At 41.3% G+C, this 13,665-nt stretch carries 15 protein-coding genes and 1 pseudogene; 11 read left to right on the top strand and 5 right to left on the bottom strand.

Annotated features, from left to right (window positions below):
- Positions 1-96 precede the first annotated feature (96 nt).
- From trmJ to OO184_RS15560, 11 genes are all read left to right on the top strand, one after another.
- Positions 97-822 carry a tRNA (cytosine(32)/uridine(32)-2'-O)-methyltransferase TrmJ gene (trmJ, locus tag OO184_RS15610; RefSeq protein WP_265379969.1) on the top strand — a complete coding sequence of 242 codons (726 nt, stop codon included), beginning with the start codon at positions 97-99 and terminating at the stop codon, positions 820-822.
- Between the two features lie 87 nt (positions 823-909).
- Positions 910-1,404, top strand: a complete 495-nt coding sequence (gene iscR / locus OO184_RS15605; protein WP_139656953.1) for a Fe-S cluster assembly transcriptional regulator IscR — start codon at positions 910-912, stop codon at positions 1,402-1,404.
- Positions 1,405-1,452: 48 nt separating this feature from the next.
- Positions 1,453-2,667, top strand: a complete 1,215-nt coding sequence (locus OO184_RS15600; RefSeq protein WP_265379968.1) for an IscS subfamily cysteine desulfurase — start codon at positions 1,453-1,455, stop codon at positions 2,665-2,667.
- Positions 2,668-2,691: 24 nt separating this feature from the next.
- Complete coding sequence (gene iscU / locus OO184_RS15595; protein ID WP_011147477.1) at positions 2,692-3,078, top strand: Fe-S cluster assembly scaffold IscU; 387 nt, start codon at positions 2,692-2,694, stop codon at positions 3,076-3,078.
- Between the two features lie 104 nt (positions 3,079-3,182).
- Entirely contained in the window at positions 3,183-3,506 is a 324-nt protein-coding gene (gene iscA, locus OO184_RS15590; protein WP_265379967.1) for an iron-sulfur cluster assembly protein IscA, read from the top strand.
- A 37-nt stretch (positions 3,507-3,543) separates the two neighbouring features.
- Positions 3,544-4,065, top strand: coding sequence for a co-chaperone HscB (gene hscB / locus OO184_RS15585; protein ID WP_265379966.1), 522 nt, complete (start codon positions 3,544-3,546; stop codon positions 4,063-4,065).
- A gap of 11 nt (positions 4,066-4,076) precedes the next feature.
- Complete coding sequence (hscA, locus tag OO184_RS15580; protein WP_265379965.1) at positions 4,077-5,927, top strand: Fe-S protein assembly chaperone HscA; 1,851 nt, start codon at positions 4,077-4,079, stop codon at positions 5,925-5,927.
- A gap of 2 nt (positions 5,928-5,929) precedes the next feature.
- Positions 5,930-6,265: an ISC system 2Fe-2S type ferredoxin gene (gene fdx / locus OO184_RS15575; protein WP_265379964.1), complete on the top strand. Its 336-nt coding sequence runs from the start codon at positions 5,930-5,932 to the stop codon at positions 6,263-6,265.
- Positions 6,266-6,283: 18 nt separating this feature from the next.
- The gene (gene iscX / locus OO184_RS15570; protein WP_265379963.1) at positions 6,284-6,484 is read left to right on the top strand and encodes a Fe-S cluster assembly protein IscX; all 201 of its coding nucleotides are present in this window, start codon (positions 6,284-6,286) and stop codon (positions 6,482-6,484) included.
- Positions 6,485-6,663: 179 nt separating this feature from the next.
- Positions 6,664-7,959 carry an aminopeptidase PepB gene (gene pepB / locus OO184_RS15565; RefSeq protein ID WP_265379962.1) on the top strand — a complete coding sequence of 432 codons (1,296 nt, stop codon included), beginning with the start codon at positions 6,664-6,666 and terminating at the stop codon, positions 7,957-7,959.
- 35 nt (positions 7,960-7,994) lie between these two features.
- The gene (locus OO184_RS15560) at positions 7,995-8,417 is read left to right on the top strand and encodes an enhanced serine sensitivity protein SseB C-terminal domain-containing protein (RefSeq protein WP_139656959.1); all 423 of its coding nucleotides are present in this window, start codon (positions 7,995-7,997) and stop codon (positions 8,415-8,417) included.
- A 948-nt stretch (positions 8,418-9,365) separates the two neighbouring features.
- Here the strand turns inward: OO184_RS15560 and OO184_RS15555 are convergent.
- The 5 genes and pseudogenes from OO184_RS15555 to OO184_RS25245 all read right to left on the bottom strand — a co-directional run.
- The gene (locus tag OO184_RS15555) at positions 9,366-11,162 is read right to left on the bottom strand and encodes a DUF2326 domain-containing protein (RefSeq protein WP_265379961.1); all 1,797 of its coding nucleotides are present in this window, start codon (positions 11,160-11,162) and stop codon (positions 9,366-9,368) included.
- A complete protein-coding gene (locus tag OO184_RS15550) occupies positions 11,149-11,400 on the bottom strand; it encodes an ABC-three component system middle component 8 (RefSeq protein WP_049584236.1) in 252 nt (83 codons plus the stop codon). The genes OO184_RS15555 and OO184_RS15550 overlap by 14 nt, the downstream gene beginning before the upstream one ends.
- Positions 11,384-12,016, bottom strand: coding sequence for an ABC-three component system protein (locus OO184_RS15545; protein WP_265379960.1), 633 nt, complete (start codon positions 12,014-12,016; stop codon positions 11,384-11,386). Before OO184_RS15545 ends, OO184_RS15550 begins: the two co-directional genes overlap by 17 nt.
- A gap of 8 nt (positions 12,017-12,024) precedes the next feature.
- Entirely contained in the window at positions 12,025-12,345 is a 321-nt protein-coding gene (locus tag OO184_RS15540; protein WP_265379959.1) for a hypothetical protein, read from the bottom strand.
- Positions 12,342-12,470 (bottom strand): annotated as a pseudogene (locus OO184_RS25245) (hypothetical protein); the annotation flags it as partial. The gene OO184_RS15540 and the pseudogene OO184_RS25245, both read right to left, overlap by 4 nt.
- Between the last annotated feature and the right edge of the window lie 1,195 nt (positions 12,471-13,665).

The following is a 13,665-nucleotide window of genomic DNA, read 5'->3' as shown; positions in this document are numbered from 1 at the left end:
TAATCGGCGCGCAGTATAGCAGTAGTTCGGAAAAATGACTAATGCTGTGTTAAGATATTTGGCTCTTATAACTATCCAGACTATTCAGAAGTTGTCATGTTAGAAAATATCCGCATTATCCTGGTTGAAACTTCCCACACTGGAAATATGGGATCAACCGCCCGGGCAATGAAAACAATGGGATTAACCAACCTTTATTTAGTAAATCCATTGGTCCAGCCAGATTCTCATGCAATTGCGCTTTCTGCGGGCGCCAGTGATGTTATTGGTAATGCGACGATTGTCGATAGTTTGGATAAAGCGCTGGCGGGTTGTGGCTTGGTGATTGGTACCAGCGCTCGCTCAAGAACGTTATCATGGCCGGTGGTCGAACCTCGTGAATGTGGTGAACGCAGTGTTCAGGAAGCTGCACATGCGTCGGTTGCCATTGTTTTTGGCCGTGAGCGGGTAGGGTTGACCAATGAAGAATTGCAGAAGTGCCATTATCATCTGAATATTCCAACTAACCCGGAGTACGGTTCGTTAAATCTGGCGATGGCGGTTCAACTTGTTAGTTATGAAATCCGTATGGCCTATTTGGCGCGTCAGGATAAAAATGAGCAAAAAACCGATGAGACGGAATACCCATTAGCTGATGATATGGAACGCTTTTATCATCATCTCGAATCTGTGTTAAATGATTCAGGTTTTATTCGAAAAGCGCATCCAGGCCAAATAATGAATAGATTAAGGCGGCTTTTTACCCGTGCCCGGCCTGAAGCGCAGGAACTGAATATTCTGCGTGGTATCTTGTCCTCCGTTGAGAAATGGGCGAAGAAATAGTTGAGTAAATTACTAGGTTAAATAGTTGACTAAAATACTCAGGAATGACACAATTTCGCTCATATTTCACCACGGGGTAATTCATTTATGAGATTGACATCTAAAGGGCGTTATGCAGTAACTGCCATGCTTGATGTGGCATTACACTCACAAGAAGGTCCGGTACCGTTGGCCGACATTTCTGAACGTCAGGGTATTTCCCTCTCCTATCTTGAACAACTATTTTCCCGCTTGCGCAAAAATGGTTTGGTTTCAAGTGTCCGTGGTCCGGGTGGTGGTTACTTATTGGGCAAAGATGCCAGTGAAATTGTTGTTTCCGAAGTGATTTTCGCAGTTGATGAATCGGTAGATGCTACTCGTTGTCAGGGTAGAGAAGGATGTCAGGGCGGCGATCGTTGCCTGACTCATGCTTTATGGCGCGATTTAAGTGATCGTATTACCGGTTTCCTGAGCAGTATCAGTCTAGAAGAATTAGTCAATAACCAAGAAGTATTGGATGTTGCTGGTCGTCAGGATAACGATAAACGCCGTGCACCTAACGGCAGAGCACAAGAAACAATTAATGTCAATCTGCGTCCATAAGCAGAACTTGTGATGAATTAAGTATTAGAAGTAGGGAGCATGTGAGCAATGAAATTACCAATTTATTTAGATTACTCAGCAACGACGCCGGTTGATCCGCGTGTTGCTGAAAAGATGATGAACTATCTGACCAGGGACGGGATATTTGGTAACCCAGCTTCTCGTTCACACCGTTTTGGCTGGCAGGCTGAAGAAGCGGTTGATATTGCCCGTAATCAGATTGCTGATTTGGTGGGTGCAGATCCGCGTGAAATTGTTTTTACTTCTGGCGCAACGGAATCTGACAACCTTGCCATTAAAGGGGCGGCGAATTTTTACCAGAAAAAAGGTAAGCATATCATCACCAGTAAAACCGAACATAAAGCGGTGCTGGATACTTGCCGTCAGCTGGAACGTGAAGGATTTGAAGTCACTTATTTAGCGCCTCAGACCAATGGGCTGATTGATTTAAATGATCTGGAAGCCGCAGTGCGTGATGACACCATTCTGATTTCTATCATGCATGTTAATAACGAAATTGGTGTGGTACAGGATATTGCCGCCATCGGTGAAATGTGCCGTAGCCGCGGTATCGTTTTCCATGTTGATGCTACTCAGAGCGTAGGCAAACTGTCGATTGATCTGGCCAAACTGAAAGTCGATCTGATGTCTTTCTCTGCTCATAAAATTTACGGACCGATGGGGATTGGCGCGCTGTATGTTCGCCGTAAACCACGTATTCGTATCGAAGCACAGCAACATGGCGGCGGTCATGAACGCGGTATGCGTTCTGGTACTTTGCCTGTTCATCAGATTGTGGGGATGGGTGAAGCTTACCGTATCGCCAAGCAGGAAATGGAGAGTGAATCTCAGCGTCTGCGTGGCCTGCGGTTGCGTCTGTGGCAGGGTATTAAAGATATCGAAGAGGTCTTCCTTAACGGAGATTTGGAGCACGGCGCGCCGCATATTCTGAATGTCAGCTTCAACTATGTTGAAGGTGAATCACTGATGATGTCATTAAAAGATCTGGCGGTCTCTTCGGGTTCTGCATGTACTTCCGCCAGCCTGGAGCCTTCCTACGTACTGCGTGCGTTGGGGATGAATGACGAACTGGCTCACAGCTCTATCCGTTTCTCTTTAGGGCGCTTTACGACAGAAGAAGAGATCGACTACGCCATTGAACTGATTCATAAATCTATTGGCCGCCTGCGTGAACTTTCTCCATTGTGGGAAATGTTTAAACAAGGTGTGGATCTAAACAGTATCGAATGGTCTCATCATTAATCAGACGGTTTCAGGAGTAACAACATGGCTTACAGCGAAAAAGTAATTGATCACTATGAAAATCCACGTAACGTCGGTTCTTTCGATAGTGAAGATCCAATGGTTGGCAGCGGCATGGTCGGCGCCCCTGCGTGTGGTGACGTGATGAAACTGCAAATCAAAGTCAATAATGAAGGCATTATTGAAGATGCGCGTTTCAAAACTTACGGTTGCGGTTCTGCTATTGCTTCCAGTTCTTTAGTCACAGAATGGATGAAAGGCAAATCTCTGGAGCAAGCGGAAGCGATTAAAAATACTGAAATTGCAGATGAATTAGAACTGCCGCCAGTGAAAATCCACTGTTCTATCTTGGCGGAAGATGCGATTAAAGCAGCGATTGCGGATTACAAAAGTAAACGCCAGGGCAGATAACACGGCCCTTGATAATAAGAAGATAGAAAAAAATTTGGCGGATACTGGCTGTTACATACCGTCTGGTATCCGCCTTTGCTGGTTTTTAAAAGTGAGGTTGTTGTATGTCAATTTCCCTTACAGAAAGTGCTGCACAACGCGTTTCGTCATTCCTGAATAACCGTGGAAAAGGTGTTGGTTTGCGTCTGGGGGTCAGAACATCTGGCTGTTCAGGTATGGCTTACCTGCTTGAATTTGCCGATATGATTAACGAAGACGACACAGTGTTTGAAGATAAGGGCGTCAAAGTTATCATAGATGGCAAAAGCATGGTCTATCTCGACGGTACAGAGCTGGATTTTGTTAAAGAGGGCCTTAACGAAGGCTTTAAATTCAACAACCCAAACGTATCCAGTGAATGTGGTTGTGGAGAGAGTTTTAACGTTTAATTCCGTTTTTCGGCCAAATCCAGAGTAAGTTTAGATTATGGACTATTTCACTTTATTTGGGCTGCCGGCTCGTTATGCTGTTGATCGTGAACAACTGGCAAGCTGTTATCAAGAATTGCAACGTCAGTTTCATCCGGATCGCTTTGCTAATCAGCCAGAGCGTGAAAAAACGCTGGCGTTGCAGCAAGCCGCGACTATCAATGACGGTTATCAAACGCTCAAACACCCACTGAAACGCGCTGAATATATGCTCTCTCTGCATGGCTTTGATTTAGCCAATGAACAGCACACCATGAATGACAACGCTTTCCTGATGGAACAGCTTATGTTACGGGAAGAGTTGGAATGTATTGCCAGCAAAGCTAATCCAGAAGCGGCATTAGCTGATTTTGCCGCTCGCCTGAGTGGGATGATTAAAACCCGTAGTCAGCAAATGGTGCGGCAATTGGATGAACAGCAGTGGGAACAAGCTGCCGATACGGTGCGTAAATTACGTTTTCTGGATAAATTGCAACAGCAGGTTGAACAACTGGAAGAACGTTTACTGGACGACTTTTAAGGAAAGCGTATATGGCTTTATTACAAATTAGCGAGCCGGGGTTATCCGCTGTACCACATCAACGTCGTTTAGCTGCCGGTATTGATTTAGGCACGACACATTCATTAGTTGCCACTGTTCGCAGTGGACAAGCGGAAACATTAATGGATAGTGAAGAACGTTACCTGCTTCCTTCGGTTGTTCGCTACCATGAAAAGGGGCCTGAAATTGGTTGGCAGGCCCGTCGACAGGCTGCGTGCGATCCTGTGAATACCATCAGCTCAGTAAAACGTATGATGGGACGCTCTTTGGCTGACATTCAGCAACGTTATCCAAATCTTCCTTACCAATTTCAAGCGAGTGAAAACGGGTTGCCGTTAATCAACACCGCAACGGGTTTGGTCGATCCTATTCAGGTTTCTTCTGACATTCTTAAATCGCTGGCGCAGCGTGCAGAAGAAACACTGGATGGTAAGCTTGATGGCGTTGTGATCACTGTTCCTGCCTACTTTGATGATGCACAGCGTCAGGGAACAAAAGATGCGGCGCGTTTAGCCGGGTTACACGTTCTGCGCTTGCTGAATGAACCGACTGCGGCTGCGATTGCCTACGGACTGGATTCTGGTCAAGAAGGTGTGATTGCCGTTTATGATTTAGGCGGCGGAACATTTGACGTTTCTATTCTCCGGTTAAGCCGTGGTGTTTTTGAGGTGCTGGCAACTGGCGGCGATACCGCACTGGGTGGTGATGATTTCGATTTGCTACTGGCTGATTGGGTCCGTGAACAGGCGGGCATTGGCGATCGAGAAGATCATCGTCTGCAACGCCAGTTATTAGATATGGCTACTCAGGTAAAAGTCGCCTTGAGCGATACTGATATTGCAGAGATAAACATTGCCGGCTGGCAGGGTAAAATCACCCGTTGCGAATTTGAAACCCTGATAACGCCATTGATAAAACGGACTTTACTGGCAAGTCGCCGGGCATTGAAAGACGCAGAAGTCTCTGCGGATGAAGTTCTACAGGTGGTTATGGTGGGTGGTTCAACCCGTGTACCGCTGGTTCGTCACATGGTTGGCGAATTCTTTGGCCGCGAACCGCTGACTTCCATTGATCCTGATAAAGTCGTTGCTGTGGGTGCTGCGATTCAGGCGGATATTCTGGTGGGTAACAAGCCAGATAGCGACATGCTGCTGTTGGATGTGATTCCGCTTTCGCTTGGGCTGGAAACGATGGGGGGCTTGGTTGAAAAAGTTATCCCACGCAACACAACTATTCCGGTTGCCAAAGCGCAAGAATTCACCACCTTCAAAGACGGCCAGAGTGCAATGAGTATTCATGTGGTGCAAGGGGAAAGGGAATTGGTAAGTGATTGCCGTTCACTGGCCCGTTTTACCCTACGTGGCATTCCGCCATTGCCGGCTGGCGGGGCTCATATCCGGGTCACTTTTCAGGTAGATGCTGATGGCTTGCTGAGTGTCAGTGCGTTGGAGAAATCCACTGGCGTTGAAGCTTCTATTCAGGTGAAACCTTCCTATGGCTTATCTGATGAAGAAATCGCCCGCATGATAAAAGATTCTATGGCGAATGCTCAAGAAGATATCAGTGCGCGTAAACTGGCGGAACAAAAAGTTGAAGCGGCGCGAGTACTGGAAAGTGTCACCAGTGCGTTAGAAAAAGATGCCGATCTACTGGATGAACAAGAACTGGCGGCAATTGATGCTGCCGTGGAAATACTTATAACAAGCGTTCAGGGCAATGATCCTGAAATTATTGAAAACGCGATTAAACAACTGGATAAGCAAACGCAGGAATTCGCTGCGCGCCGGATGAATTCATCTATTCGCCGGGCGTTGGCGGGCCATTCTGTGGATGAGATTTAATTATGCCGAAAATTGTATTTTTACCTCATAACGATCTTTGCCCTGATGGTGCAGTTTTGGAAGCCAAAGAGGGGGAATCCATTCTGAATGTTGCATTGCGCAATGGGATTGAAATTGAACATGCTTGTGAAAAATCCTGTGCTTGCACAACTTGCCATTGTATCGTGCGTGAAGGTTTCGATTCACTGGAAGAGAGCTCTGAACTGGAAGATGACATGCTGGATAAAGCTTGGGGGCTGGAACCGGAAAGTCGTCTGAGTTGTCAGGCTAGAGTTTCTGACGAAGATTTGGTGATAGAAATTCCAAAATACACCATTAACCATGCCCGTGAGCACTGATTGGCAGGAGAAAAATAAATGAGCCTAAAATGGTCTAACAGCCGTGAAATCGGTGAAGCGCTATATGACAAATTTCCTGAGATAGATCCAAAAACCGTTCGCTTTACTGATATGCACCAGTGGATTTGTGAACTGGACGATTTTGATGATGCGCCTGAAAAATCCAATGAAAAAACTTTGGAAGCAATCCTGCTCGTTTGGTTGGATGAGTTTGAATAACAAATAGCATTAATTTGTTATTTATCTGTCATCGTTTTAGGTTAGGCTGAACTTTTGAAAAACTGGCTTTGGCCGGTTTTTTTATAGATTAATATCTGGCAGACGAAGAATTATATCGGTAGAAGCTTGAATAAGCTCCTCGTTGCCATCAAGCGGTAATAATAAGAGGTGAGAAAAGAATGACTAAACAAATCATGCCAATAACACTGTCTTATGAACCAGCAGCAGCTTGCTGGGGTGAAAAAGCGCTGATTAGTTCGAGTGATCAAGGAGTGACGATTCATCTGGTTGGTAAAGGTAAATTAGGGGCAGTGCAACGTGCCGGGCGTAAAATTGACGGGCAGGGAATTCGTCATGTGGCTCTGGTTGGCGAAGGTTGGGATTTAGAAAAAAGTTGGGCTTTCTGGCAAGGATTTCGTGCGCCAAAAGGCAGCCGTTCTATTGAATGGCCTCAATTGCCTGCGGCTGAAAAACAGGAATTGGAAAGCCGAATTAAAATTATTGATTGGGTGCGTGACACCATCAATATGTCGGCAGAAGAGCTTGGGCCGGAACAATTGGCGAAGCGTGCGATTGACCTGATGTGTGGTATGGCTGGCGAGTCAGTAAGTTATCGCATTATTAAAGGCGAAGATTTACGTGAACAGGGTTATGCTGGCATTCACACCGTCGGCCGTGGTTCTTCTCGTGATCCGATTATGTTGGCGTTGGATTACAACCCAACTGGCAACCCGCAATCGCCGGTGTTTGCCTGCTTGGTAGGTAAAGGCATTACATTTGATACCGGCGGCTACAGCCTGAAACAATCTTCCTTTATGGATTCCATGAAATCGGATATGGGTGGAGCAGCAACCCTGACAGGCGCATTGGCGCTGGCAATCGGTCGTGGCTTGCAACAGCGAGTTAAACTGTTCCTCTGCATAGCGGATAACATGGTCAGTGGTAACGCCTTTAAACTGGGTGATGTTATTCATTACCGTAATGGCAAATCTGTTGAAGTGATGAATACGGATGCGGAAGGTCGTCTGGTTCTGGCTGATGGTTTAATTGATGCCAGCAGAGAGAAAGCGAAATTAATCATTGATGCGGCAACTTTGACCGGTGCAGCGAAAACGGCTGTGGGTAATGACTACCACTCTGTACTCAGCTTTGATGACAAACTGGCGGCTGATCTGTTGGCGGCGGCTGCATCCGAGAATGAACTGTTCTGGCGTTTACCATTAGCTGAATTCCATCGTAGCCAACTGCCATCAAATTTTGCTGACTTGAACAACGTTGCTGCGTCACCGCATACTGCGGGCGCCAGTACCGCGGCAGCTTTCCTGTCTCACTTTGTGGAAGAATACCAAAAAGGTTGGGTTCACATTGATTGCTCGGCAACTTATCGTAAATCCGCGGTAGAACATTGGTCCGCTGGTGCAACAGGTTATGGGGTTCGTTCGATTGCTAATTTGTTGTTGGCGAAGGCAAAATAAATTTATTTTATCTAAAAAACTGATTGGAGATTTTTATGAGTTCATTAAGTGAATTAACTTCGGTTGAGATTGATGTTCCAAGTGGTAGTAAAATAACACTTAGCCAACCGGAAGAATATCCTTCGCAGCTCATTGAAGCTTTGGTCAGTTTATTTAGCCAACGTAAACCTGTTCGCCGTGCTTTTATCATTCAAGCCCATGATAAAAATGTGGATGAAAACCCCAATTTGTTAATTGGACTGGAAATAAATGGCGCCACAGACGAAATTGAACAACTAATCCATGAAGCGGGCAGTATTGCCTGTGAATACACATCAGAAGAAGAACCGATTGATTTCTGTTTAGTTGATGAAAAAGAGCGTGGCATCAGCCATTATTTGATTCAGCATACGCAGCCATTCTATCAGCGTAAATTAGGTAGTTGGTTGCGGGGAAGTATTCCGGTAATGAATAAGTGATTATTTAGCAGGTGATAAATGGTTGTCGGTAGAATTGGAGGCTTCCATTTATTACCCCATTACTGAATCAAGTAGAAATTAAAGAGTCTGAGTCCAGTAAAATATCGGGCTCAGATCTTGATGATCGAGTGATTTAAATTGCTCAATTTTTTTGGAATAATTCACAAGATTGGGGTGGTTTTGGCTGTTATATTTTTTGAATAAGTATTAGTTACAAAAATTTTAATTACTCTTATTGAATTTTTTTGCAAAATAACTTAATTTTGTTTCATATATAATGAGATAACATTAAATAATTGATTGAAAATAATAAAATAAAAACCAAATTAATATATGATGGAGATATTAAGATATTTACAGTCTATCAGAATCTTAGTTTATTTTTTTGTTATTATCTTTGACATTGAATTTTACTTTTTTTATTTATAAAAAAGACACTTTTATTTTACATTAAATTTTTTAATTTTAAATAAATGAAATTATTCATAATTGCCATTCCCATTTTAGATAATAAGTCTAATTTAATTCTCGCAGAAAAAAACTTTATAGAATAAGTGTGTGGGAGTAATGAAGTTTGTATCCTTGGGTTAATGAGCTAACTTCTTAACCTTGGTGAATAATATGGCTTAAATTATAAAACACGCTAGAAGACCTTGTCTCGCTTGGCTTAGTGCATGTTCTCTAAGTCGTCATAATTTATGTCATAAAATATTGAGTTTATCAGTTAAAATACAGACAAATAAGTCATAAAATTACTGCCTTCGATGACCGCGTTGTAGTAACCAAAATTCATGCTGCTAATATTTTGTTCAATGTATGTACCAGCTTTTGTGTTGATGCATAATTGTTTAATTTAAAGTGTGAAACAAAGATAGTTCAAAGATTCCTTTCTAGCACTCTAAGCAACTAGCAGCCTTATCTGTATTTGGTAGTAAAACTTGATAACTTTTACCAGGTTTTTAACTTAAAAAGCCGACCGGATTCTCCTTCGTCATGCAGTTGAAGAACAATTTCTGTACTGTCAAACACTGGCAGTTCTTTAGGAGATCTAGCAGGAAGATCTGAATCTATTAGTGTGATAACAGACTGAATACCTAGTTCAACGTAATCACGTAAAATAGCCAATAAATTCTCTTTCTTTCTATTATCCAAAGACTCGAATACTCCATCGTGAAAGGCAAAATGAGGAAATTTTTCATCTTTATGAACTCTTAGTACTGCTAAATCAAAAGCGATACATAGCAGCTTTCTATAAGTATGTCCTAAGTCTGCACTCGTTGCGTTGCCTGATTCATCAAGGATTTCCGCTTTAAATTGCAAGTGTCCCTCTCGATTCGGAGATACACTAAGTAATGCCTTACGGCTAATGACAGTATCAACAATTTCACTAAAATAGAGCCGGATTTGAGAGAAAACGCTAGATTGATCTGAGTTCTGAGACTCAACATTATCCTCAATTTTGGATTGTAAATGACTACACTCTTCGGAAAGTGCTCGAATTTCAGTTCTAAGCTCTTGCAACTTGTGTAGATGTGCCTTTTGTCTCTCTAAAGTCTCAATATCCGCACGTAGGGAAACTAGTTCTCTTGAGAGAATTTTATATTTGGAAAAAACCTCCGTGTCACTTAAAAATGACAAGTTTTTCGAGCGATGTTTTCCTAGTTCGTTTAGTCGAGTGTTTATACTTCTCAATTTGTCTTCAATTTCTGACTTTTCTTCAGTCAGATATCCAAATCGTTCTTCAGTTATAGCTTTGTTAAATCCTAACAACTGTTCGAAGTCCTTTTTTATCTGACCGCTAAAAAGCACCCCTGCTTCATTGAAAAGCTTTTCAGCTTCTTCAGTATTGAATAAAATTTTATCCTCCTCTAAGGATTTTAGGATTTTCTTTCTACTCTGATTTAATGAATATCTTTCTTGATTAAGACTAGCGATCTCTTCATCTATCTCTTCAACAAGTACTTTTGTTTTCTCTTTGTCTTGTTGTCGGAAATCAAATACATCAAGAAGTTCCTGCTTCTTCTCCGCATCTTTCTTCTTTAATAGCAAAATGCCTTCAATTTTGCTGATGTCTTCGAGCGACCCCCCCAACTCTTTCTTTACTGCTTTTTCAGTTGTCTGTTTCTCTTCCAGAGCCTTTTCTTTTTCATAGTGTTCTTTTATAAGCTCTGCATTAAACCCGAGTATATGAGAGAGATAGGGCTTCCATGATGCATCTTTAGAACGAAACTTTCTCAATTGGAAGACATCGCTATAATCATCCTGAGATCGAATAAGGTATCCAATACTATTGCGATAACTCCAAGGTTTTATCACGTTAAGATCAAGTAAACTATCTAACAGCTCTTTGGCTTTATCAAAGGAAACATCTTCATGATCCCATTGCTCTGTAGGCAAAAGAGAGTAATCTTGATTTTTTTCTTGATGTTTCTTAAAACGTATCTTTGAGGCTTGGGCGACATCCCTACGGATAGTCAAAAAACTTGAATCTTTTAGTTCGACCTCAAGAAAAAAGACAAACTGATTAAATATATCAGGGTGTTTAAATAGGAAGAAGTTTGGATTTCGCTTAGATAATAGTGTGAAGTCTATCACACGACCCAATGTGCTTTTCCCTAGATTATGTGTGTCTTTTTCTTTGTTTTCTGGGAGCCGAATTTCACCATATATAACATTAAGCCCTTCGTAAAAAGTAACGGGCTCAAAAAGAGATGGCTTGTTTGAATAAATCTTAGACAGTTTCATTGTTATTAGCTACATATTCAATGGCATCAGTTTTAGGACGATATTCAATGATACCCATAATAAATAAAAAGTTTAGAGCTGGGAGAAACAATACATCACCACCGGAAACTGCTTTCTTTGTATAGCTCAACAGGTCGCTATAATTCTCGATTCTCAGTCCCTTAAGACGTGAAAGAATAATCAAAGCTACATTGATTACTGTCTTGTCTGGATGAGAGTGTTTAGTTGGTCGCAGCATATTCTTCTTCACTACCGATGTCGCAATTCCAATACATGTAAAAAAGCATTATTTTAGTAAGCCGTCTATGCTTTTTTAGAACAGGGTCCCTTCCAAAAAGAAGATCGAAAAGGTAATTCATTACGCTATCAAAGTTTTGATATTCCTTTCTTTTTGCAATTATTTTCAGTTGAAACTCCTCAACTACATTTTCATAGAGCTGCATAATCTCTGCATTTTCTGGTGCAGCCAGAAAAGCTTTAATCTGAGCTGTTTCTTTCAAATATCTCCTTCTTAATATTTCAGCATATTCGCTGCTCATGTTGTTAATTTGGTTTTTCTGGCTATAGGGTATCCTAGGAGTGGGTGGATCGTCTTTCGTAGATAAACCTTTCTTTTGCTGAGCCGCTAAAGCGTATACAACATCAGAAAGATCGTCGGGGCTTACGATTAAAGGGGAGTCTACCGGATCAAGAGCAGCTCTCCCAGCAACTTTCGGAAAAGATTTAAGCCATGTTTCCAATAATTCTATACCGCAAAGGCAAATAGAGGATTCGGGTATATCGCACTCTTTTGCTAGATAGGATCTTATCTCGCTTTCTGCATTACCTGCCAGTCGCCTGTTAGAAAACAACATGTAGTGATCTAATTTTTTCGCACTTCGTAGCTTTTAATCCTGACAATTTCTTTACTTAATACACTTGAGTCGCCATCAGGGCTGTAGAAGTCAGATTCCGAAAAAAGCCTGTTGTACCCGTTAGTATGTTTTGCTTGGATAATGGTGGTACCACTCCAAGGTGCAGACGTACTGGGATAAAGAGCACTGGTACCTACAAACTTGGCATCTCTGCCTCCATCGGGGCCTTTCGAGAAGCCTTGTACGGCAATGCCATGTAGTTCTTGGCATAAAAAAACAATCAGTTGCTCAAATTGGTCGTCACTTAAGTCTTCATAAGCATACTTCATTTATCTATACATTCTCTTGTTGGTTTAATAGGGGTAATTTTAAGCTGCATTCCAACTGCATTTAATGATGAACACAGAGTTCTTATGGTCGGATTTCCAGTTGTTGAGAGCGCTCTGTAGAGAGATTCTCTAGATAAACAGTCTCTTTAGCAATAGAAGGATAATCCACCATGAGCCTCGGCAACTTGTCTTGCAGTTTTCAGTAACAAACGAACATCTTGAGTTTTTCTGCCCTCATTCGATTCTGGGCTAAGGTGTCTAATAGCACTCTTGTTTTTTACAGATTTACCCAATTTTCTTACCCCCCTTTAACCAGCTATCAGAAGTTAGAATACTGTAGCTTAAAAGAGATAAAGTATAAATAGCAACCTTAGCTAAGCGACTGGAAGAGTCTATTTATCAACAGGCTATTTAACCATTGCACGGAAAATACTCTTTGACCATGATGGCGATATGAGCTTTTACTTTATGATCACATAGCATGTAAGTAGATCCAGTTCATTTGGTCTTTACTACTTTTTTGAGCTTGGATTCTTCTAACAACTGAGCTTTATTATTTATACCTGTCATCTTTCAAGTTGCCTCTTTGTTGGCTGCACTTACTCACCCCCGGTCACATAGTTCTCTATGCTCCCGGGGATTCGCTCCCTTGCCGTCGCGATGCATCTTGAAATCCATAGGGTATATATCTAGATATTACTACGACCATTACCGAATCAAGTAGAAATTAAAGAGTCTGAGTCCAGTAAAATACCGGATTCAGATCTTGATGATCGAGTGATTTAAATTGCTCAATTTTTTTGGGAATAATTCACAAGGTTGGAGTAGTTTTGGCTGTTATATTTTTTAACTAGAATGGATACAAGAAATAAGAGCGAGATAATTATAATTCAGTTTTATTTCATATATATGGTAATGTTAAATAAGTTATTGAAAATAATAAAATCCAATGCCAAAGATAATTGCGAAACTAATAAAATCAAATCATAATAACCTATAAATAATTCAGTGATTATATTAACTATTTTTTAAATAAAATCATTCTCAATTGATATTTTTATTTTTTTACAATAAATCCAATTTAATTTTCTCAAGAGAAAACTTTATAGGGTAGATAAAATTATTATCTGGCAATACATATTTTTCTTATTTTTGTGCCCTATTCCAATAGTCACTTTATAAAATAATTAATAATGATTTTATAAGAATTTTTAAGTTCACTGAATTGATAGTTAAATTGGTAATAATTTTAAAAGAAAATACTGATAAGAAATTAGAGATATTTTTTGCCTTAAATAGCTATGTTATATAAAACAATTG

The organism is Photorhabdus aballayi (assembly GCF_026153155.1).
Taxonomy (GTDB): domain Bacteria; phylum Pseudomonadota; class Gammaproteobacteria; order Enterobacterales; family Enterobacteriaceae; genus Photorhabdus; species Photorhabdus luminescens.
Note: the sequence above shows the minus strand (reverse complement) of the source record. Positions and strands in the feature narration are given on the sequence as shown.